Annotated in this window: 21 protein-coding genes and 1 pseudogene; 12 read left to right on the top strand and 10 right to left on the bottom strand. The window is 60.4% G+C overall.

The window, feature by feature from the left end; genetic code table 11:
- Nucleotides 1-7: 7 nt before the first annotated feature.
- On the bottom strand, nucleotides 8-1,165 hold the full coding sequence (locus BK662_RS34025; RefSeq protein WP_123361217.1) for an efflux RND transporter periplasmic adaptor subunit: 1,158 nt from the start codon (nucleotides 1,163-1,165) through the stop codon (nucleotides 8-10).
- 278 nt (nucleotides 1,166-1,443) lie between these two features.
- On the opposite strand from BK662_RS34025, the gene BK662_RS34020 reads away from it, so the two are divergent.
- Nucleotides 1,444-2,145, top strand: coding sequence for a response regulator (locus BK662_RS34020; protein WP_123361216.1), 702 nt, complete (start codon nucleotides 1,444-1,446; stop codon nucleotides 2,143-2,145).
- 4 nt (nucleotides 2,146-2,149) lie between these two features.
- Complete coding sequence (locus tag BK662_RS34015; protein WP_123361215.1) at nucleotides 2,150-3,451, top strand: ATP-binding protein; 1,302 nt, start codon at nucleotides 2,150-2,152, stop codon at nucleotides 3,449-3,451.
- 223 nt (nucleotides 3,452-3,674) lie between these two features.
- On the opposite strand, the pseudogene pncA reads toward BK662_RS34015, so the two are convergent.
- Nucleotides 3,675-4,304, bottom strand: a pseudogene (gene pncA, locus BK662_RS34010) (bifunctional nicotinamidase/pyrazinamidase).
- A gap of 297 nt (nucleotides 4,305-4,601) precedes the next feature.
- Here pncA and BK662_RS34005 point away from each other — a divergent pair.
- Together BK662_RS34005 and nudC are read left to right on the top strand one after the other, a co-directional pair.
- A complete protein-coding gene (locus BK662_RS34005) occupies nucleotides 4,602-5,414 on the top strand; it encodes a crotonase/enoyl-CoA hydratase family protein (RefSeq protein WP_123361214.1) in 813 nt (270 codons plus the stop codon).
- A 6-nt stretch (nucleotides 5,415-5,420) separates the two neighbouring features.
- Nucleotides 5,421-6,251 carry an NAD(+) diphosphatase gene (gene nudC / locus BK662_RS34000; RefSeq protein WP_123361213.1) on the top strand — a complete coding sequence of 277 codons (831 nt, stop codon included), beginning with the start codon at nucleotides 5,421-5,423 and terminating at the stop codon, nucleotides 6,249-6,251.
- Here the strand turns inward: nudC and BK662_RS33995 are convergent.
- Together BK662_RS33995 and BK662_RS33985 are read right to left on the bottom strand one after the other, a co-directional pair.
- Nucleotides 6,219-6,998, bottom strand: a complete 780-nt coding sequence (locus BK662_RS33995; RefSeq protein ID WP_123361212.1) for a TSUP family transporter — start codon at nucleotides 6,996-6,998, stop codon at nucleotides 6,219-6,221. The two genes, nudC and BK662_RS33995, sit on opposite strands and share 33 nt — an antisense overlap.
- 196 nt (nucleotides 6,999-7,194) lie before the next feature.
- Nucleotides 7,195-8,436: an acyl-CoA dehydrogenase family protein gene (locus BK662_RS33985; protein ID WP_123361210.1), complete on the bottom strand. Its 1,242-nt coding sequence runs from the start codon at nucleotides 8,434-8,436 to the stop codon at nucleotides 7,195-7,197.
- 332 nt (nucleotides 8,437-8,768) lie between these two features.
- Between BK662_RS33985 and sfnG the strand changes: the two genes are divergently transcribed.
- On the top strand, nucleotides 8,769-9,863 hold the full coding sequence (sfnG, locus tag BK662_RS33980; RefSeq protein ID WP_123361209.1) for a dimethylsulfone monooxygenase SfnG: 1,095 nt from the start codon (nucleotides 8,769-8,771) through the stop codon (nucleotides 9,861-9,863).
- Nucleotides 9,864-9,982: 119 nt separating this feature from the next.
- Here sfnG and BK662_RS33970 read toward each other — a convergent pair whose 3' ends face one another.
- Both BK662_RS33970 and BK662_RS33965 read right to left on the bottom strand, forming a co-directional pair.
- On the bottom strand, nucleotides 9,983-10,459 hold the full coding sequence (locus BK662_RS33970; RefSeq protein WP_123361208.1) for a nuclear transport factor 2 family protein: 477 nt from the start codon (nucleotides 10,457-10,459) through the stop codon (nucleotides 9,983-9,985).
- A 55-nt stretch (nucleotides 10,460-10,514) separates the two neighbouring features.
- The gene (locus BK662_RS33965; RefSeq protein WP_123361207.1) at nucleotides 10,515-11,078 is read right to left on the bottom strand and encodes a TetR/AcrR family transcriptional regulator; all 564 of its coding nucleotides are present in this window, start codon (nucleotides 11,076-11,078) and stop codon (nucleotides 10,515-10,517) included.
- Between the two features lie 217 nt (nucleotides 11,079-11,295).
- Here BK662_RS33965 and pssA point away from each other — a divergent pair, with 217 nt between their 5' ends.
- Nucleotides 11,296-12,639 (top strand): CDP-diacylglycerol--serine O-phosphatidyltransferase, encoded by a 1,344-nt coding sequence (pssA, locus tag BK662_RS33960; RefSeq protein ID WP_123361206.1) that lies wholly within the window; start codon nucleotides 11,296-11,298, stop codon nucleotides 12,637-12,639.
- 162 nt (nucleotides 12,640-12,801) lie between these two features.
- Here pssA and efeO (BK662_RS33955) read toward each other — a convergent pair whose 3' ends face one another.
- Genes efeO (BK662_RS33955) through efeU form a run of 4 tightly spaced genes read right to left on the bottom strand, consistent with a single transcriptional unit; the run spans nucleotide 12,802 to nucleotide 17,024 of the window.
- Nucleotides 12,802-13,626 (bottom strand): iron uptake system protein EfeO, encoded by an 825-nt coding sequence (efeO, locus tag BK662_RS33955; protein ID WP_123361205.1) that lies wholly within the window; start codon nucleotides 13,624-13,626, stop codon nucleotides 12,802-12,804.
- A gap of 27 nt (nucleotides 13,627-13,653) precedes the next feature.
- On the bottom strand, nucleotides 13,654-14,952 hold the full coding sequence (gene efeB / locus BK662_RS33950; protein ID WP_123361204.1) for an iron uptake transporter deferrochelatase/peroxidase subunit: 1,299 nt from the start codon (nucleotides 14,950-14,952) through the stop codon (nucleotides 13,654-13,656).
- Between the two features lie 18 nt (nucleotides 14,953-14,970).
- The gene (efeO, locus tag BK662_RS33945) at nucleotides 14,971-16,170 is read right to left on the bottom strand and encodes an iron uptake system protein EfeO (protein WP_123361203.1); all 1,200 of its coding nucleotides are present in this window, start codon (nucleotides 16,168-16,170) and stop codon (nucleotides 14,971-14,973) included.
- Nucleotides 16,171-16,178: 8 nt separating this feature from the next.
- On the bottom strand, nucleotides 16,179-17,024 hold the full coding sequence (gene efeU / locus BK662_RS33940) for an iron uptake transporter permease EfeU (protein WP_123361202.1): 846 nt from the start codon (nucleotides 17,022-17,024) through the stop codon (nucleotides 16,179-16,181).
- Between the two features lie 263 nt (nucleotides 17,025-17,287).
- On the opposite strand from efeU, the gene BK662_RS33935 reads away from it, so the two are divergent.
- The 6 genes from BK662_RS33935 to BK662_RS33905 all read left to right on the top strand — a co-directional run bounded on the left by BK662_RS33935 (nucleotide 17,288) and on the right by BK662_RS33905 (nucleotide 24,409).
- Nucleotides 17,288-18,304 (top strand): AraC family transcriptional regulator, encoded by a 1,017-nt coding sequence (locus BK662_RS33935; protein WP_123361201.1) that lies wholly within the window; start codon nucleotides 17,288-17,290, stop codon nucleotides 18,302-18,304.
- A 275-nt stretch (nucleotides 18,305-18,579) separates the two neighbouring features.
- Nucleotides 18,580-20,244, top strand: coding sequence for an AMP-binding protein (locus BK662_RS33925; protein ID WP_123361200.1), 1,665 nt, complete (start codon nucleotides 18,580-18,582; stop codon nucleotides 20,242-20,244).
- 16 nt (nucleotides 20,245-20,260) lie between these two features.
- Nucleotides 20,261-21,022, top strand: a complete 762-nt coding sequence (locus tag BK662_RS33920) for an SDR family NAD(P)-dependent oxidoreductase (protein ID WP_123361199.1) — start codon at nucleotides 20,261-20,263, stop codon at nucleotides 21,020-21,022.
- Nucleotides 21,023-21,035: 13 nt separating this feature from the next.
- Entirely contained in the window at nucleotides 21,036-22,229 is a 1,194-nt protein-coding gene (locus tag BK662_RS33915; protein ID WP_123361198.1) for an acetyl-CoA C-acyltransferase, read from the top strand.
- A 143-nt stretch (nucleotides 22,230-22,372) separates the two neighbouring features.
- Complete coding sequence (locus BK662_RS33910) at nucleotides 22,373-23,500, top strand: acyl-CoA dehydrogenase (protein WP_030131386.1); 1,128 nt, start codon at nucleotides 22,373-22,375, stop codon at nucleotides 23,498-23,500.
- 135 nt (nucleotides 23,501-23,635) lie between these two features.
- Nucleotides 23,636-24,409, top strand: coding sequence for an enoyl-CoA hydratase (locus tag BK662_RS33905; RefSeq protein ID WP_123361197.1), 774 nt, complete (start codon nucleotides 23,636-23,638; stop codon nucleotides 24,407-24,409).
- Nucleotides 24,410-24,460 lie beyond the last annotated feature (51 nt).

The following is a 24,460-nucleotide window of genomic DNA, read 5'->3' as shown; positions in this document are numbered from 1 at the left end:
GTCCTGCTTACTGACCAGAAACCTGGGCAAGTGGGAGAGGGGTGTCATCTATCTGGACTTTTTCACCGGGGCGCGCATGTTGCAGGCCTTCAGTGACGATGCGGTCGCCGGGCTTGAGGCCGCGGGTGACGATCCAGCGATCGTTCTGCACCGCGCCCAGTTCGACCGGTTGCTGGCCGACGCGCTGCTCGGCGTCGAGCAGCAATACTTGGGCAACGCCGGCGCTGTCACGCTGGATGGCCCGTTGCGGCACGCTGATGCCTTGCTGATTGAACGCTTGCTCCAGACGCACACGAACGAAGCTGCCCGGCAGCAAGTCGAGGTCCGGGTTGGGGAACTCGCTGCGCAGAATGATCTGACCGGTGCCCGGGTCGACGGTGATGTCGGTGAACAACAACTTGCCCGGCAGCGGGTAGAGGCTGCCGTCGTCCTGAATCAGCGTGGCTTTGGCCTGACCTTGACCCACTTCCTTTAACTGGCCGGAACGGAACGCGCGGCGCAGGTCGTTGAGTTCACGGGTCGATTGCGTCAGGTCGGCGTGGATCGGGTTCAACTGCTGAATCAGTGCCAGCGGCGTGGTTTCGTTCTGCCCGACCAGCGCGCCTTCGGTTACCAGCGCTCGGCCGATGCGCCCGGAAATCGGTGCGGTGACGGTGGCGTAACCCAGGTTCAGTTTCGCCCGCTCCACGGCGGCTTTATTGGCGGCGACATCGGCGGCGGTCTGCCGGGCATTGGCCCGAGCGTTGTCGTAATCCTGACCGCTGATAGCGTTGCCTTCGATCAATTGGGCGTAACGCTGCTCTTGCAGTCTGGCCTGGAACGCATTGGCTTCGGCCTTGCGTAGTGCCGCCTCGGCGCTGTCCAGATCGGCCTTGAACGGCGCCGGATCGATACGGAATAGAACGTCGCCTTTTTTTACGTCGCTGCCTTCGCGAAAGGCCCGTTGCAACACCACGCCGGCCACACGGGCGCGCACTTCGGCGATGCGTGGCGCGACAATCCGCCCGCTCAGTTCGCTGCTGATCGACAGCGGCCGGGCTTCGATGGTCTCGATCCGCACGGTGGCCAGTGGCGCCTGTTCTTCGGCGGTCGAGGACTGGTCACAAGCGCTCAGCGTCAACGCCAGTGCAATCAGGCTGAGCCGGGCAAGCAGATTCTTTGACATGTAAGTACCCCAATAATGACCTCCCGTATCCTACGGGGGGCCGGCGAGGGTAGCGGTGAAGCTTTGTAGGGGCTGTGTGAAATTGTGTAAGGGTTTTGCTCATGGGAGTGTGAGGGCGTATATCCTTGGCGGCTTGATTCCTTTGCGCCTGTTATGCCGCCTTCGCGAGCAAGCCCGCTCCCACACTGGATCAGCGTCGCACTGAAGATCAAATGTGGGAGCGGGCTTGCTCGCGAAGAGGCCCTGACAGGCGCCACTGCACTTTCTGGAAACACCCCATGCCCAACATCCTCCTGGTCGAAGACGACACCGCGCTCTCCGAACTGATTGCCAGCTACCTGGAACGCAACGGCTATTGCGTCAGCGTGATCAGCCGTGGCGACCTTGTGCGCGAGCGGGCGCGGGTCAATCCTCCGGACCTGGTGATTCTCGATCTGATGCTGCCGGGGCTTGATGGCTTGCAAGTTTGCCGCTTGCTGCGAGCCGATTCGGCGACCTTGCCGATCCTGATGCTCACCGCCCGCGACGACAGCCACGATCAAGTGCTGGGCCTGGAGATGGGCGCCGACGACTACGTCACCAAACCCTGCGAACCACGGGTGTTGCTGGCCCGGGTGCGCACCTTGCTGCGCCGCAGTAGCCTCAGCGAACCGCTGACCGCCAATGACCGTATTCTCATGGGCAATCTGTGCATCGACCTGTCCGAGCGCACCGTGACCTGGCGCGAGCAACTGGTCGAACTGTCCAGCGGTGAATACAACCTGCTGGTGGTGCTGGCCCGACATGCCGGCGAAGTGCTCAGCCGCGACCAGATTCTGCAACGCTTGCGCGGTATCGAATTCAACGGCACCGACCGCTCGGTGGACGTGGCCATCTCCAAGCTGCGGCGCAAGTTTGACGACCACGCCGGCGAGGCGCGCAAGATCAAAACCGTGTGGGGCAAGGGTTACTTGTTCAGCCGCTCCGAGTGGGAATGCTGAGTCGATGTTCAGAATCCTGTTTCGCCTCTATCTGGTGACCGTCGTCTCGTTCAGCGCGGCGATCTATCTGGTGCCGGACCTGGTGATCCAGGTCTTTCATGAGCGCTTCATGACCTACAACCTCGATTACTCCCGAGGTTTGCAAACGCTGATCGTCAAGCAGTTTCGCGCGGTTCCGATTGAGCAGTGGCCGGCGCTGGCGGCCGAAATGGACAAGGAATTCCAGCCGCTGCACATCGTACTGACCCGCAACGACGACGCCGAATTTACCCTGAATGAACGTGCGCGCTTGCAGCGCGGGGAAAACGTGGTGCGCATCGGCGACTGGGGCTGGCGCACCTTGGCCGTGACACCGTTGAACGAGCAAATGGTGGTGGAAATGGTCGTGCCGCCGGACCCGACGGACGTCAGTTGGTTGTACTGGAGCATCAACGTGCTGATCGGCGCGACCATGCTCGCCTGTCTGTTGCTGTGGTTGCGCCCGCACTGGCGTGATCTGGAACGTCTCAAAGGCACCGCCGAACGCTTCGGCAAGGGCCACCTGAGCGAGCGCACGCAGATTTCCCCCAACTCCAACATCGGTAGCCTGGCCCACGTGTTCGACACCATGGCCGGCGACATCGAAAACCTGCTCAACCAGCAGCGCGATCTGCTCAACGCCGTGTCCCACGAACTGCGCACGCCACTGACACGGCTGGACTTCGGCCTGGCCCTGGCGCTGTCCGACGACTTGCCGGCCACCAGCCGCGAACGTCTGCAAGGCTTGGTCGCACACATTCGCGAGCTGGATGAATTGGTACTGGAATTGCTGTCTTACAGCCGTCTACAAAACCCGGGGCAGTTGCCGGAGCAGGTCGACGTGTCGCTGGATGAGTTCATCGACAGCATCCTCGGCAGTGTCGACGAAGAACTGGAATCCCCGGAAATCGTCATCGATGTGCTGCTTAACGGCCAGCTCGAACGCTTCTCGCTGGACCCGCGATTGACCGCCCGGGCGATCCAGAACCTGCTGCGCAATGCCATGCGCTATTGCGAAAAGCGGATTCAGATCGGTGTGCAGGTGTGCGCCAAGGGCTGTGAAATCTGGGTGGATGACGATGGCATCGGCATTCCGGAGGAAGAGCGGGAACGGATTTTCGAGCCGTTCTATCGGCTGGATCGTAGTCGGGATCGCGCAACGGGTGGGTTTGGGTTGGGCCTGGCGATCAGCCGCCGGGCGCTGGAAGCACAGGGCGGCACACTCACCGCGCAAACGTCGCCGCTGGGCGGTGCGCGGTTTCGACTTTGGCTGCCGACCCCGGTTTAAAGGCACTTTCTCCGACGATTCGCGTTTGCGGGTTTTACTCGATCCAAATGTAGGAGCTGCCGAAGGCTGCGATCTTTTGATCTGGCTTTTCAAAGAACAAAATCAAAAGATCGCAGCCTTCGGCAGCTCCTACAGAGAGCGGGGCTGCATCGCGACCCAACAGGGCGGCGTTCCGACAAGCCCCCTCGCCACAGGAATCACCAAGCACAGGTTTTTGACAAGCTCAGCCGAGTATTTCGGTTGATGAAATCAGCCCAACCCCAGCCACCTGCATCCGGTCAATTGCTGCCGCCAGCGATCCATCCAGATCAATCGCCCGACACGCATCCAGCACCACAAACGCATTGAACCCCGCCGCCCGCGCGTCCAGCGCAGAAAAAATTACGCAGAAATCCAGTGCCAGCCCGACCATGTAAACCGCGTCGATGCCGCGCTCTTTAAGGTACCCGGCCAAGCCTGTGGTCGTGGTTCGATCCGCTTCCAGAAACGCCGAATAACTGTCGATGTCCGGGTTGCAGCCCTTGCGGATGATCAGTTGGGCGTGGGGCAGGTCCAGTTCTGGGTGGAACTCGGCGCCGGGTGTGGCTCGCACGCAATGCTCAGGCCAAAGTGTCTGTTCACCATAAGGCAACTGAATCACGTCATAAGGCTTGCGACCGGGGTGGCTGGAAGCGAATGAGGCGTGGCCGGGCGGGTGCCAGTCCTAGGCGATGATGACCTGCTTGAACTGGCGGCCGAGGCGGTTGATCAAAGGCACGATCAGGTCGCCCTCCGGCACCGGCAATTGACCGCCGGGGATGAAGTCGTTCTGTACGTCGATAACCAGCAGGGCTGCACGTGAAGAGATTGGCATGGGTGGGGTTCCTCCTTGGAAAGTCAGGTGCAAGCATAGTGACAACTTTGCTCGTGCGCTAAGCCGGTTTCTCAATAATTTCGGTGGTGCGGCCAATCGCGAGCAGGCTCGCTCCCACATTGGATCTGGGGCGTTCACAAATCCCCTGTGGGAGCGAGCCTGCTCGCGATGAGGTCACCCCAGACGCTAAAGATTTATAAGCAAGTCCCGCATTTGGCCGAACCGCTGCCTTACTGCCGGCACTGATGCCTTGTTATAGTTCGGGCCTCATATTCTGCCCGGTAAAGGATCACTGCCATGTCTCAATACACCGCCTTCAGCGTCGAACTGGCCGATAACATCGCCCATGTGCAGATCAACCGCCCGGAAAAGATCAATTCGATGAATGCCGCGTTCTGGAGCGAGATCATCGAGATTTTCCAGTGGATCGACGATACCGATGAAGTGCGGGTGGTGGTACTCAGTGGCGCCGGCAAGCATTTTTCTTCGGGCATCGACCTGATGATGCTGGCCGGTGTGGCCAATGAGCTGGGCAAGGATGTCGGCCGCAATGCGCGTTTGCTACGGCGCAAAATCCTTGCACTACAAGCGTCCTTCAATGCCGTCGACAACTGCCGCAAACCGGTGCTGGCGGCGATTCAGGGTTATTGCCTGGGTGGCGCCATCGACCTGATTTCAGCCTGCGATATGCGTTACGCCGCCGAGGATGCGCAATTTTCCATCAAGGAAATCGACATCGGCATGGCAGCCGATGTGGGCACTTTGCAACGCTTGCCACGGATAATCGGTGACGGCATGCTGCGTGAACTGGCTTACACTGGTCGCACCTTTGGCGCGGAGGAAGCGCGCAGCATTGGCCTGGTCAATCGCGTCTACAGCGATACCGCCAGTCTGCTTGAAGGCGTGATGGGCATTGCCCGTGAAATCGCCGGCAAGTCGCCGATTGCTATCACCGGCACCAAAGAGATGATCAGCTACATGCGTGACCATCGCATCGACGACGGCCTCGAATACGTCGCCACCTGGAACGCCGCCATGCTGCAATCCACCGATCTGCGCGTGGCCATGGCCGCCCATATGAGCAAACAGAAACCCGAATTTCCGGATTGATTAACCATGATTTCACGCTGGACCACCGCAGTACTGGACACCGATCAACCCGGCGGTTGGGCCGTGGCGCGCAGCCCTGAAGGCTTTTTGTTCGATGACAATGGCGCGCTGTTTCCACGGGAATGGCTCAAGCGTCAGGACCTGTCGATTCTCGCCGAGCATGGCATCGGTCACCTGGATGGCGAACCGGTTTATCTGCTGGAGCTGCGCAGTCACAGCGAAGTGCCGGGCTGCAACTGGAAAGGCCTGCGAGCGTTCATGCTCGAGGGCGATCATACCGTTTACAAGGTTCTCGGCTACGCCGCGCAAATAGGTACCTGGGCCCGTGAACACCGCTTCTGCGGCAATTGCGGGCAGGTGATGAGCCAGGTGCCGCGTGAGCGGGCGATGTACTGTGAGCCGTGTGACATACGCCACTATCCGCGCATTTCACCGAGCATGATCGTGCTGGTGACCCGCGGCGACGAGGTTCTGCTGGCTCGTTCGCCGCGCTTTGTCACCGGGGTCTACAGCACGTTGGCGGGGTTTGCCGAGCCGGGTGAGTCGGCCGAGGATTGCCTGATTCGCGAGGTCCGCGAAGAGGTGCAGATCGAGGTCAAGAACATCCAGTACATGGGCAGTCAGTGCTGGCCGTTCCCGCATTCGATGATGCTCGGTTTTCACGCCGAGTACGCCGGGGGCGAGATTGTCTGTCAGGAAGACGAGATCGAAGACGCCCAGTGGTTCAACGTGCATGAACTGCCGCCGTTGCCGGCGTCACGCTCGATTGCCCGTTATCTGATCGACGTCTATGTGGCGCGGCGCTTAGGCCATGCTGAACCAGTGCTGCCAGGCTAACCGGACAGTCAAGCCGAGCACCACGGTGATGAACACCGGGCGAATGAATTTCGCACCGCCGCTGATGGCGGTGCGCGCGCCGAAGAAGGCGCCGACCATCACCGACAGGCCCATGCTCAGGCCGATGATCCAGTCCACCTGGCCGGAAAAGATGAACACCGACAGCGCCGCAATGTTGCTGACGAAGTTCATGCTGCGCGCCACGCCGCTGGCCTTGACCAGGTCGATGGGGTAGAGCAACAGGCTGCTGACGGTCCAGAACGCCCCCGTTCCCGGTCCGGCCACGCCGTCGTAGAAACCGAGGCTGAAGCCTTGGCTCGATTGCCACTTTTTCTTGATCGGTGCATCGCTGTCCAGTGGCGCCTTCGGTATGCCGCCGAACAACAGATAAAGGCCGCAGGCGAAAACGATCACCGGCAGCATCTTGTTCAGCCATTCCGCCGGCAAGTAATGAGCGACCACGGCGCCGGTGAGTGCGCCCACCAGTGTACCGACGATGGCGTGCGTCCATAGCCGAGGATGGAACAGCTTGCGCCGGTAGAAAGTGAAACTGGCAGTGGCCGAGCCGAAGGTCGAACTGAGCTTGTTGGTGCCCAGCACCAGGTGCGGCGGCAGGCCGGCAGTCAGCAGCGCCGGAGTGGTCAGCAGACCACCACCGCCGGCGATGGCGTCGATGAAACCGGCAATGAAAGCGACGAGGGCCAGAACGGCCAGAGTAGTGAGGTCAACGCTGAGTTCGAAAGGCATGGAATGGGCTTATTCGGCAGGGCGCAGAAAAGGGGCTGCGGGGGAAGGCCGGTATCTTACCCATATCCAAACTTTGCGGCGACCGGTCTGGCGCAATGCATTGTAGGAGCTGCCGAAGGCTGCGATCTTTTGATTTTGCCTTTTAAGATCAAAAGATCGCAGCCTTCGGCAGCTCCTACAGGGGTTGTGTGCAACCTTAGATTTTGTGCTGCGGCCCATTACCGATCTGCCACACAAACGGCGGTTCAGTCCCGTTAATCGCCCAGTCCCCGACAATCCGCGCCTTGTAGATCACCGGATTGTGCGACGACACGGTTCGCGCATTGCGCCAGTGCCGATCCAGCGATTTACCTTCGCGAACATCCGAAGCGCCCAAGGCATTGAACAGCGCCGTGGTCGCACGCTGGATCAATTCCGAGACCACCACCTGAGCCTTGGCCGACTCAATCTCCGCTGCCACATTCGCAGCGCGCTCCAGCGCTTCATCCTCCGAGAACCGCGCCAGATAAGCCCGCTGCGCCGGTTGCGCAGCCTTCAAGGCACTGGCTTCGGCGGCATACACCCATGCCGCCACTTCACCAACCACCTGCTGCACTTGCGAATCCTCGCTGACCCGCTGCGCATTGCCGTGGCTGTAGATGCGTTTACGCTCGCGCACCTGATGCGCCACATCGCGCAACGCGGCGCGGCCAATCCCGGCCAGGGTCGCCAGCAGCACCAACTGATAAAACGCCGTCTGGTATTTGAAGCGGGTAGCGAAGTCGATGATGTTCTCGGCGTCCACTTCAGCCTCGATAAACCGCGAAGTGCCGCTGCCCGTGGTGCGCTGACCGAAACCGTCCCAGTCATCGCTCTGCACAATTCCCGGTTGGCGTGTGCGGACCGCAGCGATCACATCGCCGCCGGTATCGCTGCGTTGGGCATAGACGTCGATCCAGTCAGAGAAAATGCTGCCGGTGCTGTAGAACTTCTCGCCGTTGAGTCGCCACTGATCACCGTCGGGCGAAACCTTGGTGATCACATCACCAATCGCCACGCTGCCGATTTCGGTCCAGGCGCAACCGACGATATCGCCCTCCACGAAGCGTTTGAACCAGACATCCCGAGCCGGCCCCGGTGCCGCGTTCAACCGATCCTCGGCAAAAGCGAAATGCCCGCGCAGGGCCTGGGGCACGTTGGAATCGGCTTCGGCCAGTTCGATCAACAACTCGAACAACTGCGGCAGGGACGCGCCGCCACCGCCGTATTCAACCGGCACCCGCACCGCGCCGAAGCCAGCGTCCTTGAGCCATTGAATCGGTTCATGAGGCAGACTGCGGGTTTGTTCGCGCTCAACGGCACCGGCGGCGATGCGCTGGAAGATCGGTCGAAAACGTGCGGCCAGCGCTTCATAGTCGGTGCCGGTGGACAGCGGGTTGATTACTTGATGTTCGGTCATGGGACAGCTCCTTGGAACGGCAGTGAGTGCCATGGGGGATTGCACGGTCCATGCCGAAGCTCGCAGACCATGGTTTATTGGATGTTGTGGATTTCGGCGCGGCCTGAATTGTTGCTGTGCCAACAGCGCATCAGCAAATTGTTTCAGCACATCACATACCAGTGGCGAGGGAGCTTGCTCCCGCTGGGCTGCGCAGCGGCCCCAAAATATTTGTGAGCGCTGCGCACTCAAGCGGGAGCAAGCTCCCTCGCCACAGTGTTGCCTCAAGATTCAGCGCTGGCACGGTTGCTGCTCTGGCCTCAAGACTTACCTGAAAACCCGAGGACACGCCAATGAGTCAGCAAGCCGTCAAATTTGCCTACTGGGTACCGAACGTCAGCGGCGGGCTGGTGGTCAGCAAGATCGAGCAGCGCACCCACTGGGGCATCGACTACAACCGCAAACTGGCGCAACTGGCCGAAGAGGCGGGGTTCGAATATGCCCTTACGCAGATTCGTTTCACCGCCGGTTATGGCGCCGAGTTCCAGCATGAATCCGTTGCTTTCAGCCATGCGCTGTTGGCCGCCACCACTAAACTGAAAGTCATCGCGGCGATTCTGCCCGGGCCATGGCAACCGGCGCTGGCGGCCAAACAACTGGCAACCATTGATCAACTCACCAACGGCCGGGTGGCGGTGAACATTGTCAGCGGCTGGTTCAAGGGCGAGTTTCAGGCCATCGGCGAACACTGGCTGGAGCACGATGAACGTTATCGCCGCTCTGAAGAATTTATTCGTGCATTGAAGGGCATCTGGACCCAGGACAACTTCACCTTTCGCGGCGACTTCTACCGCTTCGACAACTACAGCCTCAAACCCAAGCCGCTGGGTCAGCCGGAAGTCTTTCAGGGTGGCAGTTCCCGCGCGGCCCGGGACATGGCGGCGCGGGTTTCTGACTGGTACTTCACCAACGGCAACACCCCCGAAGGCATCAAGGCGCAGGTCGACGACATCCGCACGAAAGCGGCAGCGAACAATCATTCGGTGAAGGTCGGGGTGAATGCCTTTGTCATCGCTCGCGACACCGAAGAAGAGGCGCGGGCGGTGCTGGCGCAGATCATCGATCAGGCCGACCCGCAAGCGGTGAACGCGTTTGGCGATGCGGCGAAGCAAGCGGGCAGGGCGTCGCCGGAGGGCGAGGGCAACTGGGCGAAATCGACCTTTGAAGACCTGGTGCAGTACAACGATGGTTTCAAGACCAACCTGATCGGCACACCGCAGCAGATCGCCGAGCGGATCGTCGCGTTGAAAGCGGTGGGCGTGGATTTGGTGCTGGCGGGGTTTTTGCACTTTCAGGAAGAGGTGGAATACTTCGGGAAACGGGTGTTGCCGTTGGTGCGGGAGTTGGAGGCCAAGGCTCAGCTGAAGCAGACCGCCGCGGTAGCCTGAACACCACAAAAGCCACTGTGGGAGCGGGCTTGCTCGCGAAGACGGACTGACATTCAATATTGATGTCGACTGACACACCGCTTTCGCGAGCAAGCCCGCTCCCACATTTGGATCAGTGTTTACAGGCCCAAGTCGGACAAGCCCGGGTGATCATCCGGCCGACGACCCAGCGGCCAGTGGAACTTGCGGTCGCTTTCCTTGATCGGCATGTCGTTGATGCAGGCGTAACGATTGAACATCAAGCCGTTCTCGTCAAACTCCCAGTTCTCGTTGCCATAGGAGCGGAACCAGTTACCCGAGTCGTCATGCCATTCGTAGGCATAACGCACGGCAATGCGGTTGTCGCCATAGGCCCAGAGCTCCTTGATCAGTCGGTAATCCAGTTCCTTGGCCCATTTGCGGGTCAGGAAAGCTTTGGCTTCTTCGCGGTTATGGGCAAACTCGGCGCGGTTACGCCACTGGGTGTTCAGGGTATAGGCCAGGGACACCCGTTCCGGGTCGCGGGAGTTCCAGCCGTCTTCGGCCAGGCGAACTTTTTCGATTGCCGATTCACGGGTGAACGGCGGCAATGGCGGACGAACTTCGGCAGTAGACATATAAAGTCTCCCTATCAAATTAACGTTCAAGCAAGTTGTCGGGCTTATTAAAGTGTTACAGGTCCAATAACTTTCGCGCCATGCATTGCGCATTATCGGCGGCACTGTGATCACCCATCACAAGCGCTACGGTAATGGCACCGTCGATCAGGATCAGCAGCTGTTTGGCCAGCGTCTCCGGGTCTTTTGCGCCATATTCGGTACAGAGCTCGCGCACGTAATCGAGCAGCTTCTGTTTGTGGTCTTTGGCGACCAGGCGAACCGGATCTTGCGCATCGCCGGTTTCGCCACTGGTATTGATGAACGCGCAGCCGCGGAAACCTTCGGAGGCGAACCAGGCTTTGAGCACGGTAAACAGGTTCAGCAGCCGGTCAGCCGGGGTTTGTGCCTTGCCGACTTCGCCTCGATACCAATTCATCCAGCGCACATCACGGCGTTGCAAGGCCGCGACGGTGAGCTCTTCCTTGTTGGCGAAGTAGCGGTAAATACTTTTTCTGGAGACGCCGGCGGTTTTCACCAGAAGATCCATGCCGGTGGCAGCGATGCCACTTTTATAAATCAACTTTTCGGTGACATCCAGAATGATGTCGCGTGTGTCGTTGCTAGTGATTTTGTTCATGTGGCCAACAGTAGAATGATCGTTCTCCTTGGTCAAGAAATTATTTGTGGTGACTGTGAAATTGCCATCGCGAGCAGGCTCGCTCCCACATTTGAAATGCATTCCCCTGTGGGAGCGAGCCTGCTCGCGATAGGGTCTTTACAGACACTAACAAGACCCAAGGCAATCCATGGTGTAAGCTCTCGGGTTCTTCGGATTCGACCCTTTTGCGAGCCCTATGCCGTCGCTTTTCAAACGCTCTCTGCTGCCTAAACTGCGCAGTTTTCCGCTGACCGCCGATGCCGTCACCATCCTCTCTGGCGCCGCCGAGTTCCGTCGTTGCCTGTTGGAACAAATCGCTAAGGCCACCCAGCGCATCTATATCGTCGCGCTGTACCTGCAAGAGGACGAAGCCGGCCAGGAAATTCTCGATGCCCTGCACGCGGCCAAACTGGCACGCCCGGAACTGGACGTGGTGGTGGTCGTGGACTGGCTGCGCGCCCAGCGCGGTTTGATCGGTGCCGGCAAGCAGCCAGGCAACTCGGCCTGGTATCAGGAAACGACCCACACCCACGAAAGCGTTGTGCCGGTGTACGGTGTGCCGGTGCAGACCCGCGAGCTGTTCGGCGTGCTGCATTTGAAGGGCTTCGTGATCGACGATTGCGTGCTCTACAGCGGCGCGAGCCTGAACAACGTTTACCTGCACAAATTCGACAAGTACCGCTTCGACCGCTATCACCTGCTGCAGAATCACGCGCTGGCTGACTCGATGCAGCACCTGATTCAGCACGGTCTGATCACCTCCAAAGCGGTGCATCGCCTCGATTTGCCGAACCTGCCGACCACCCGCAGCCTGCGCAACGACATTGGTGACCTGCGCAGCCGTCTCAAGCACGCGGCGTACGACACCACGGCGGGCAGCACGGCGAAGGACGGTTTATCCGTCAGTCCATTGCTCGGTGTGGGCAAGAACAACCCGTTGAGTCGGGTGATCTGCGAGTTGATCGCCAGCGCCCAACATCAGCTGACCATCTGCACGCCGTACTTCAACCTGCCGCTGGCGGTGACCCGGGAAATCAACCGGGCCTTGGCTCGCGGCGTGAAGATAGACATCATCGTCGGCGACAAAACCGCCAACGACTTCTACATTCCGCCCAGCGAGCCGTTCAAGGTGATCGCGGCGCTGCCATACCTTTACGAAATCAGCCTGCGACGCTTCGCCAAGCGCCATCAGCGCAGCATCGACAGTGGCAAGCTGAACCTGCATTTGTGGAAGGATGGCGACAACACCTATCACCTCAAGGGCATGTGGATCGATCAGCGCTACACCTTGCTGACCGGCAACAACCTCAATCCACGGGCGTTTCGCCTCGACCTGGAAAACGCGTTGCTGATCGATGATCCGAAAGGGGAGTTGCTGGAGCCGCGTGGTAATGAGCTGACGGAGATTTTCCGGCACACCCGGCGCATCGAGCGGTATCAGGATCTGGAAACGCTGCCGGACTATCCGGCGGGAGTGTCCAAGTTTCTCAAGCGCGTGAGTCGGGTACGGATCGAGCGGTTGTTGTATCGGATTTTGTGAGGGTTAACACGGCGGAGCGGATGTGTCGCCGGTGAGAAGGCTTTCGCGAGCAAGCCCGCTCCCACAGTGAGTTATGTGTCGGTCACACAATTGTGCATCGACTCAAATCCACGGTGGGAGCGGGCTTGCTCGCGAAGGGGCCGGTCCAGACGCCACAAAAACTCAATTCAAACCCAGTTTCCCCCGCAACATCGACAAATCCTCAGCCAACGTATTCACCGGCCCCACCAGCATCTTGCGGTCGCTGTCCTGCACCTTGTCATACGTCTCAAACCCACCACCCGTGGTTTTGTACTTGGCCAGCGTCTTGTTCACCGTGGCGAAGTTCTTGTCGACCTTGGCCATGAACGCCGCATCCTGCTTTTCGATCTGCGGACGGAACAGGTCGACGATTTTCTTCGCGCCGTCGATGTTGCCCTGGAAGTCATAAAGGTCGGTGTGGCTGTAGCGGTCTTCCTCTCCGGAAATCTTGGTGGCGGCCACTTCTTCAAGCAACGCGGCAGCGCCGCCGACGACTTTTTCCGGCGGGAAGGTCAGGCCGGCGACGCGGGTTTGCAGGTCTTTCACGTCTTTGTTCAAACCGTCGGCCAACTCGTCCAGGCCCTTGGTGCTGTTCTGCGAGAACAGCGAATATTCGAGGCTGTGGAAACCGGTGAAGTCTTCGGCCTTCACGCCTTTTTCGTGGTCGTCGACCCGGGAGTCGATGGACGCATCGAGGTCACTGAACAGCTCGGCAATCGGCTCGATGGATTCGTAGTAAACCCGGGTCGGCGCATAGAGTTTTTTCGCGGTGGCCAAGTCGCCTTTTTTCACCGCGTCGGTGAATTTCCGGGTGTGGCTGGCCAGTTCATCCAGTTGCTCGGTGACGTAGATCTTGTAGTCCGAGATCGGCCCCACCAACTCCAGCGGCGCCGTCGCCGCGAACGCCGAAAGCGGGGTGTTGAGCAAGCCAAGGGTCAGCAGTAACGCGAGGGGCGACTTTTTCATGGGACGGTTCCGTGGGGTTGTTAAGAGTCAGGCTGAGGCTTTGGGTTGTGTGGCGTTGAGCAACGAGCGACCGATGAAATCCTTGTCGCCGGTCATGCCAGGCAAGGTGAAGAAGTACCCGCCGCCGACTGGCTTGAGGTATTCCTCCAGCGGCTCGCCGTTGAGTCGGGTTTGCACGGTGATGAAGCCTTTTTGCAGGTCCGCCTGGTAACAGATGAACAGCAAACCCATGTCCAGCTGCCCGTTCTTGTTCACGCCGTTGGAGTAGTTGAACGGCCGGCGCAGGATCAGGTTGGCTTGGGTCGCGGTGGTGCGCGGGTTGGCCAGGCGGATGTGGGCGTCGAGTTTGGTCAGCTTGCCTTCCGGGTCCTTGGCGTAGTCCGGGACCTGGGTTTCATGCTCGCCGCCCATGGGGGCGCCGGTGCTCTTGACCCGGCCGAGGATGCTTTGCTGTTCTTGCAGCGGCGTGCGGTCCCAGCGTTCGACGAAGTTGCGGATGATCCGCACTGCCTGATAGCTGCCGTTGACCGTCCAGGCCGGTTCGTCGCTGCCGGGCTGCACCCAGACGATGCTGTCCATGGCCTTGGCGTCATTGGAATCGGGGTTGGCCGAGCCGTCGCGAAAACCCAGAAAGTTGCGCGCGCTTTGCGCCGGCACTCCGGGTTTCGCCGGGGCCTGGGGCGGCACACTGCCTTCCTGTTTCCAGCGCACCAGCAGCAGGTCCGGCAGGTTTTTCACAATGTCGCGCAGGGCGTGGATATTGGTGTCGGCGGTGTTGGAGCAGAACTGCAGGCTCAAGTCGCCGTGGCAGCAGTCCGCTTCCAGCGCATCGTTGGGGAAACCGACCATGCGGATCAGCCGCTTGGGCTTGGCACTGGCCAGACCGAAGCGTTCGTCGAACAGTGATTCGCCCACCGATACGGTGATGGTCAGGTTGTCTGGCGTCACCACCGGGCCAAGAATCCCCGAATCCAGCGGCGGCAGTTTCGGATCGACCTGAGCCACCGGGCCGCCCTGCATCAGGAACGCGATGCGTTCGTTGAGCGTGCGAAACAGCCGCTCCAGATCTTTACGGTCGCTGGCCAGCACGTCGAACGACACCAGCATGCCCGACGCCGGACGCGGGGTGACGATGCCGGTCTGGTGCTTGCCGTGGAACGCGTGGCGGTCCTCGGTTTTGTCGCTGCTCGGCGCTTCGGTGACTTGCGTGGGGTTGGCGGCCATCGCCGGGCAGCTCAGGGCCGAACCGGCTAATGCCACACCGGCGGCGCCCATGCCCATCAATACCCGGCGGCGTTGTGCTGAAAACTGTTCTGAGTCGTTCATGTAAAAGTGGTCTTCTGCTTACAGGCCGGAAAGGCCAAGGGCGGGATCGATTCCATCGAGTGCATCGGCCAGAACCTTGGCCTTGTCGGCGATGTGCTTGCGTTGCTCGGGGCTGACGGTGTCGTAGCTGGCGTAGCCTTCCTTGACCTTGAAGCCGTTGAGTTCGGCGTCGAAGGCCGTGATTGCGCTGTCGATTTTCGGCAGCAATTGGGCAGCGGATTTGCTCAGCAATGGCCGCAACAGGTCGACGACTTTGCGGGTCGCATCGAGGTTGGCGGCAAAGCCGTTCAGGTCGGTGTGGCTGTAGCGTTCTTCTTCACCGCTGCTGGCGCGTACTTCAGCGAGACTGTTGAGGTTGCGCACCAGAATGCTCACCAGTTGTTCCGGCGGCAGCGACTGGGCCAGCAGTTGTTGTTTGAGCGCGGTGACATCGCTGATCAGGCGCTGGGCGATGGGCGTCAAACCGTCGAGGTTGCGTTGCTGGAACAGTGCGTATTCGAGGCGGTGGAAGCCAACGAAACCCGCATCTTGCTCGCGCTTGTCGAAGTAATCGGCGCGGGCGTTGATCGCATTGTCCAGCTCCGCCAGGCGCTGGGCCGCTGGAGCCAACCGTTGATAGGCCGCGCGCGCCGGCACATACAAGGCTTGTGCCTGGCTCAGGTCGCCGGCTTCGATCGCTTGCTCAAGGGCGGTGACGGCTTTGATCAGCGCTGTGCTCTGGCTGTTCAGGTAGACGCGAAACTCCGACAGCGGGCCAATGAACGCCACCATCGATGGACGCGCCTTGGCAGCCGCATCGGAAGCGGCGGTCGGGGTGACATGCAAGGTGCCGCGTGGATTGCTCAGCAGGCCACAAGTGATTGCATAGTCGCCGGGCAGCAGATTGGCGTTGATCACCTGGCTCAGGCCGGGGGCGATGTTCTCGCGTTCTTCGACCACCAGCACCCCGTCGAGGATTTCCCATTCGACGGCACGGTCCGAGCGGTTGACGATGCGGAAACTGGCGCGACCGGCCGGGACCGTCAGCGCATTAGGCTCGCAGCTGTGCGGGTGAATGGTCACTACCACTTCGTCATGGTTAGTCTGGCGCTTGGCCGCGGCCATTTTCGAGGCGTAGTAGAACAGGCCGCCGGCAGCGATCATCACGATCACCGAACCGGCCACCGCCCAGCGCAAGGCGCGGGGAGGGGAAGCCTGGGGAGGGGCTTGATTTGGCATAGGTGCCCTTACTGACTGGAAACAGAAGAGGGTGTTTGAGCGGGGGCGGCAGCAGGAGCCGGAAGAAAAAACATCACCAGCGCCACCAGCAGATAAATCAGATACGCCCCGAGGGTGCTGACGGTCGGTGCGTCCTGATAGCCGAACATGCCGGCCAGCACCGAGCCCATCGGGCCATCCATTGGCAGCGTGGCGCTGAAGTCGAAGAGCACGGTTTGCAGGTGATTCCACATGCCGGCTTCATGCAGCGCCTGCACCGAGTTGGCGAGAATCCCGGCGGCCACCACCAGGATGAACAGCCCGGTCCAGCGGAAAAACGCCGATAGGTTCAGGCGCATGCTGCCGGTGTAGATCAGGAAGCCGATGATGATCGCCAGGACCAGGCCGAGCAGGGCGCCAATCGGTGCCGCCGGGCCTTCGCTTTGCTGGAACACGGCGAGCAGGAAGAACACCGTTTCCAGGCCTTCCCGGGCTACGGCGAAAAACACCATGGCGATCAGCGCGGTGACTTGATGTTTGGAACCGGTCAACGCGTGATCGAGGGAAGCGTGCAGCGAATGCTTGATCGAACGCGCCACCTTGCGCATCCAGAACACCATGGAACTGAGGATGCCGACGGCCACCAGACCGACCACGCCTTCAAACAGTTCTTGCTGTTTTTGCGGGAATTCGGCGCTGACCAGTTCCAGGCCACCACCCACCAAAAGGGCCAAAGCGGCAGCGAGAAATACGCCGATCCACACGGCGGGCATCCATTGACCGCGACCGGTCTGCTTGAGGTAGCTGGCGATGATGCCAACGATCAGCGCGGCTTCAATGCCTTCGCGCAGCATGATCAGAAAAGGAACGAGCATTCAGCACCGGAGGGGAATTAGATAGGGTGCTAAGTTGTAACATAATGACACTCATTCTCACATGGCAGTCATTGGCATTTAGCTGAACGTAAGCTGAACAGTTCTCAAGATCCCACCATCCCCTGTGGGAGCGAGCCTGCTCGCGAAAACGGTGTGTCAGGCGATATCAATGCTGACTGGTACGGCCCTTCGCGAGCAGGCTCGCTCCCACAGGGTTCTGCGCTAAGATGCCTGCACTCAAATAACAAGGCTCGCCACGGTCAATGTCGGAAAAAGACACCATCTCCATTCAACTGGTGCGTGAAGCGCTGTTGCAAAGTTGCGCCCCGGGCGCTGCCACCGAAGAGGTGTTGAACAAGGTCGGCATCGATCCGGCGTTGCTGGGTACAGCCGACACCCGTGTTCCGGCCACCGCTTATGCAAGGCTGTGGCGCTTGCTGGCCCGGCGTGGGGACGATGAGTTTTTTGGCATGGACCCACGCAAGCTCAAGTCCGGCAGTCTGGAGTTTCTGTGTCGTTGCTCGATGGTTCAGTCGAGCCTGGCCGCCGGGCTGACTTCGGGGCTGAGCTTTCTGTCGTTGATGCTTGAGCGCATGCCCGCGCAACTGGTTCGCCAGCAAAGCCTGGCGGAAATCGTCCTGCTGGAGGACGACGAAGACCCGCACCGCGCCTTCACCTATTTCACTTACTGGATGATCGTGCATGGCGTGGCCTGCTGGCTGGCGGGGCGGCGGATACCGATCCTGGCCATTGAGTTGCGTTGCCCGGCACCGGATTTTTGTGACGACTATCGGGTGATGTTCTCGGAGAACCTGCGGTTCGACCGGCCGCGCACGCGGATGATTTTTTCCGCTGACTGCCTAGACTTGCCGATCAAGCGCAGCCCTGAAGAGCTCAAGCGATTCCTCGCCCATGCGCCGGCGAACATTCTGGTCAAGTACCGCGATCCCGAAAGTCTGGCCAGCCGGATCAAACACGACTTGCGGCAACTGCCTGCCGAGCATTGGCCGGAGACCGAGGCGCTGGCGCAGCGACTGTGCATGTCGGCCTCGACCCTGCGCCGCCGCCTGGCCGAAGAGGGCCAGACGTATCAGGGGCTCAAGGACAGTGTGCGCAAGGAACTGGCCATTGTCTGGCTGGCTGAGCCGGCCATCAGCTTCGCCGAAATCGCCACCCGTTTGGGGTTTGCCGATACCAGCTCGTTCTACAAGGCGTTTCGCAAGTGGTCGGGGTCTAATCCGGGGCATTATCGGAGTTTGATTCTTAACGAAGCCAGCTGATCCGAGGTCACTGTCGTCGGGGCGGATGCCATCGCGAGCAGGCTCGCTCCCACATTGGATCTATGGTTTGAACACTCTCTATGTCACACCCAAATCCCCTGTGGGAGCGAGCCTGCTCGCGATGGGGCCTTCTCAGGCACCACACCTCTGAACCTTGGCCAAACCAGTCACACAACTTGATAGCTTTGACCATTGTCCCGCACCCCGCGCAGAGCGAGTATTTCCCTGTTATTTACGGTTCCCCAACCTAATAAAAATACACAGGGATTCTGGCAATGCGCGATTACTTGTCTGCCACGTCACAGTTCAATTATCAGCACACCGTCGATGCCGCGCTCACAGGGTCGTTGAGCGCGCTCAACGCCTGCGTCGAGTGTTGCGACCGGCATGCCTTGCCGGGGCGCATCGCGCTGTTCTGGGAAGGCCGCGACGGTGCCAGCGCGACCTACACCTTCAGCGACTTGCAGGATAAGGCCGCGCGATTTGCCAATTTCCTGCTGGCCCAGGGCGTGAAGAAGGGCGATAAAGTCGCCGGCCTGCTGCCACGCAACATCGAATTACTGATCACCGTATTCGCCACCTGGCGCATCGGCGCGGTCTATCAGCCGTTGTTTACCGCCTTCGGCCCCAAAGCCATCGAACATCGCCTCAACAGCTCCGGCGCCGCCGTCGTGGTGACCGACGCCGTCAATCGCTCGAAACTTGCTGAAGTGGCCGACTGCCCGACCATCGTCACCGTCGGCGGCCCCAAGGGCCAGGGCATCGTGCGCGGCGACTTCAGTTTCTGGGCCGAACTGGCCAATTATTCCCCTGAATGCGAACCGGTATTGCTGACCGGCGAAGACCCGTTCCTGTTGATGTTCACCTCGGGCACCACCGGCCCGTCGAAAGCGCTGTCGGTGCCGCTCAAGGCGATCGTCGCGTTCCAGAGTTACACCCGTGACGCGGTGGATTTGCGCCCTGAAGACGCATTCTGGAACGTCGCCGATCCGGGCTGGGCCTATGGCATCTATTTCGGCGTCACCGGCCCGATGTCGATGGGGCATCCGATCACCTTTTACGATGGCCCGTTCACCCTCGAAAGCACCTGCCGGGTGATCAACAAATACGGGATCACCAACCTCACCGGTTCGCCGACTGCCTACCGTTTGCTGATTGCCGGTGGCGATGAATTCGCCCGTTCGATCAAGGGCAGGCTGCGCATTGTCAGCAGTGCCGGCGAGCCGCTGAACCCGGAAGTAATCCGCTGGTTCGCCGACAACCTCGGCGTGGTGATTCATGACCACTACGGCCAGACCGAACTGGGCATGGTTCTGTGCAATCACCACGGCCTCGATCATCCGGTACACGTCGGCGCCGCCGGTTTCGCCTCGCCGGGCCACCGCATCGTGGTGCTCGACGACGAATACAAAGAGCTGGGAGTTGGCCAGCCAGGCATCCTGGCCATCGACCGTAGCCAGTCGCCGATGTGCTGGTTCGGCGGCTACGAAGGCGCACCGACCAAGTCCTTCGTCGGCCACTATTACCTGAGCGGCGACACCGTCGAGTGGAACCCGGATGGCAGCATCAGCTTCGTCGGCCGCAGCGACGACGTGATCACCACGTCTGGCTACCGCGTTGGCCCGTTCGACGTGGAAAGCGCGCTGATCGAACACCCGGCAGTGGTCGAAGCGGCGGTGATTGGCAAGCCCGATCCGGAGCGTACCGAACTGGTGAAAGCCTTCGTCGTGCTCAGCCCGCAATACCGCGCCGAACCTGCGCTCGCCGAAGAGCTGCGCCAACACGTGCGCAAGCGTCTGGCGGCGCACGCTTACCCCCGTGAAATTGAATTTGTCAGCGAACTGCCGAAAACCCCAAGCGGCAAATTGCAGCGCTTTATCTTGCGCAACCAGGAAATCGCCAAGGCTCAAGAGGCCACCGCGAAGAACGTTTCAGCTTGAATCCAAGGAAACAATGATGCAGATCGAAAACAAGGTTTTTCTCGTCACCGGCGGTGCGTCCGGCCTCGGTGCCGCCACTGCCGAAATGCTGGTGGCTGCTGGCGCCAAGGTGATGCTGGTGGACATGAACGCCGAAGCCGTCGCGGCGCAGGCTGCACGTCTCGGCGCACAAAGCGTGGTGGCGGATATCAGTAATGAAACGGCTGCGCAAGCGGCGGTGCAGGCGACGGTCAAAGCGTTTGGCGGCCTCAATGGTCTGGTCAATTGCGCTGGCATCGTCCGTGGCGAGAAGATCCTCGGCAAGAACGGCCCCCATGCACTGGACAGTTTCAGCCAGGTGATCAACGTCAACCTGATCGGCAGCTTCAACATGCTGCGCCTGGCCGCGGCGGCGATTGCCGAAACCGAAGCCGACGAAGACGGTGAGCGTGGCGTGATCATCAATACTGCTTCGGCCGCAGCCTTCGACGGCCAGATCGGCCAAGCGGCGTACTCGGCTTCGAAAGGCGCGATCGTCAGCCTGACCTTGCCCGCCGCCCGCGAACTGGCGCGCTTCGGCATCCGCGTGATGACCATCGCCCCGGGCATTTTCGAAACGCCGATGATGGCCGGCATGACTGCGGAAGTGCGCGAATCCTTGGCCGCCGGTGTGCCGTTTCCACCGCGCCTGGGCAAGCCGAGCGAGTACGCCGCGCTGGTCAGGCATATCATAGAAAACAGCATGCTTAACGGCGAGGTGATCCGTCTCGACGGTGCCCTGCGCATGGCCGCGAAATAAGGAGGATTTAGACATGACACTTTCCAACGATCCGATTGTTATTGTCAGCGCCGTCCGCACCCCGATGGGCGGTTTCCAGGGCGAACTGAAAAGCCTGACCGCGCCACAACTGGGCGCCGCGGCGATTCGTGCTGCCGTCGAACGCGCCGGTATCGCTCCTGAATCCGTAGAAGAAGTGCTGTTCGGCTGCGTGCTCTCCGCCGGTCTCGGCCAGGCCCCGGCGCGGCAAGCGGCACTGGGCGCCGGGCTGGATAAATCGACCCGTTGCACGACACTGAACAAAATGTGCGGCTCGGGCATGGAAGCCACGATTCTGGCTCACGACATGCTGATTGCCGGCAGTGCCGATGTGGTCGTCGCCGGGGGCATGGAAAGCATGTCCAACGCGCCGTACCTGCTGGACCGCGCCCGCAGCGGTTATCGCATGGGCCATGGTCGGGTGCTCGATCACATGTTCCTCGATGGCCTGGAAGATGCCTACGACAAGGGCCGCCTGATGGGCACCTTCGCCGAGGATTGCGCCGAAACCAACGGTTTTACCCGCGAAGCTCAAGACGCCTTTGCCATCGCTTCGACCACCCGCGCGCAACAGGCGATCAAGGACGGCAGCTTCACCGCCGAGATCGTGCCGCTCACCGTGACCGTCGGCAAAGAGCAGGTGCTGATCAGCCACGACGAACAGCCGCCGAAAGCCAAACTGGACAAGATCGCCTCGCTGAAACCGGCGTTCCGCGATGGCGGCACCGTGACGGCGGCGAACTCCAGTTCGATCTCCGACGGCGCGGCGGCACTGGTGTTGATGCGCCGTTCCGAAGCAGAGAAACAAGGCCTGAAACCGTTGGCGGTGATTCATGGTCACGCTGCATTTGCCGACACGCCGGGGTTGTTCCCGGTGGCTCCGGTGGGCGCGATCAAGAAGCTGATGAAGAAAACCGGCTGGTCTCTGGACGAAGTCGAGTTGTTCGAAGTCAACGAGGCCTTTGCGGTGGTGAGTCTGGTGACCATGACCAAACTGGAAATCCCCCACGAGAAGATCAACGTCCACGGTGGTGCTTGCGCCCTGGGCCACCCGATTGGTGCGTCTGGCGCGCGGATCCTTGTGACCTTGCTCTCGGCCCTGCGCCAGAAAGGCCTGAAGCGCGGCGTTGCAGCGATCTGCATCGGCGGCGGCGAAGCCACGGCCATGGCTGTGGAATGCTTATATTAAGGGCTGACGCCCAATCCCTGTGGGAGCGAGCCTGCTCGCGATAGCGGTGTAACAGTTGATAGAAATGTTGAATATGAGTCCGCCATCGCGAGCAGGCTCGCTCCCACAGGTTCTGCGTCTTCAGGATAATTTAAGGACTTGGCATGATTCCCAATGACGAACAACTTCAGATCAGCGACGCGGCCCGGCAGTTTGCCCAGGAACGGCTGAAACCGTTCGCCGCCGAGTGGGACCGTGAACATCGCTTCCCCAAGGAAGCCATCAGCGAGATGGCCGATCTGGGTTTCTTCGGCATGCTGGTGCCGGAGCAGTGGGGCGGTTGTGACACCGGTTACCTGGCCTACGCCATGGCCCTGGAAGAAATCGCTGCCGGCGATGGCGCCTGCTCGACCATCATGAGCGTGCATAACTCGGTGGGTTGCGTGCCGATCCTCAAGTTCGGTAACGACGATCAGAAAGAACGCTTCCTCAAGCCACTCGCCAGTGGCGCGATGCTCGGTGCGTTTGCGCTGACCGAACCGCAAGCCGGCTCCGACGCCAGCAGCCTGAAAACCCGCGCCCGGCTTGACGGTGATCACTACGTGCTCAACGGCTGCAAGCAGTTCATCACCTCCGGGCAAAACGCCGGGGTGGTGATTGTGTTTGCGGTGACTGACCCGAGTGCCGGCAAGCGCGGGATCACGGCGCTGATCGTGCCCACCGATTCGCCGGGCTATAAAGTCGCGCGTGTCGAAGACAAACTCGGTCAGCATGCTTCCGATACCTGCCAGATCCTCTTCGAGGATGTGAAAGTCCCGGTGGCCAATCGACTGGGTGAGGAGGGCGAAGGCTACAAGATCGCCCTGGCCAACCTTGAAGGTGGCCGTGTCGGCATCGCCTCGCAATCGGTGGGCATGGCCCGCGCCGCGTTCGAAGCGGCTCGCGACTATGCTCGTGAACGCGAGAGCTTCGGCAAGCCGATCATCGAACACCAGGCGGTGGCCTTCCGGCTGGCGGACATGGCAACCCAGATCGCCGTCGCCCGGCAGATGGTGCATTACGCGGCGGCATTGCGCGACAGCGGCAAACCGGCGCTGGTCGAAGCCTCCATGGCCAAGCTGTTCGCTTCGGAAATGGCCGAGAAGGTCTGCTCCTCGGCGTTGCAAACCCTCGGCGGTTACGGTTACCTGAACGACTTCCCGCTGGAGCGGATCTACCGCGACGTGCGGGTGTGCCAGATCTACGAAGGCACTAGCGACATTCAGCGCATGGTCATTTCGCGCAATCTTTGAGAATGAACCCCCGTAGGAGCTGCCGCAGGCTGCGATCTTTTGATCTTGATTTTCAGCAGCCCGAGAAGAGCAAGATCAAAAGATCGCAGCCTGCGGCAGCTCCTACGGGGATCGAGTGTTTATCAGGAGTCATATATGAGCTACGAAACGATTTTGCTGGAAACCCACGGCCGCGTCGGCCTGATTACCCTCAACCGTCCGCAAGCCTTGAACGCGTTGAATGCGCAAATTGTCAGCGAATTGAACCACGCCCTTGATGGCCTGGAAGCCGATTCGAATATCGGTTGCATCGTGCTGACCGGCTCGAAAAAAGCCTTCGCCGCCGGTGCCGACATCAAGGAAATGGCCGAGCTGACCTATCCGCAGATCTACCTCGATGACCTGTTCAGCGACAGCGATCGCGTGGCCAACCGCCGCAAGCCGATCATCGCCGCAGTCAACGGTTTCGCCTTGGGCGGTGGTTGTGAACTGGCGTTGATGTGCGACTTCATCCTGGCCGGCGACAACGCCAAATTCGGTCAGCCGGAAATCAACCTCGGTGTGCTGCCGGGCATGGGCGGCACCCAGCGCCTGACCCGCGCGGTGGGCAAGGCCAAGGCCATGGAAATGTGCCTGAGCGGGCGTTTGATCGATGCCGTAGAAGCGGAGCGTTGCGGCATTGTTGCCCGCATCGTGCCGGCGGATGAGCTACTGGAAGAAGCGCTGAAAGTCGCGGCGCTGATTGCCAAGAAGTCGCTGCCGATTGCGATGATGATCAAGGAAAGCGTCAACCGCGCGTTTGAAGTCAGCCTGTCGGAAGGTGTGCGATTTGAGCGTCGGGTGTTCCATGCGGCGTTTGCGACGCAGGATCAGAAGGAAGGGATGGCGGCGTTTATTGCCAAGCGGGAGGCGGAGTTCCAGGGTAAGTGATGTAGTGTTCTGATTGACGCCATCGCGAGCAGGCTCGCTCCCACAAGGGAT

Origin of the sequence: Pseudomonas frederiksbergensis (genome assembly GCF_003732275.1) — a bacterium.
Taxonomy (GTDB): Bacteria; Pseudomonadota; Gammaproteobacteria; order Pseudomonadales; family Pseudomonadaceae; genus Aquipseudomonas; species Aquipseudomonas frederiksbergensis_H.
Note: the sequence above shows the minus strand (reverse complement) of the source record. Positions and strands in the feature narration are given on the sequence as shown.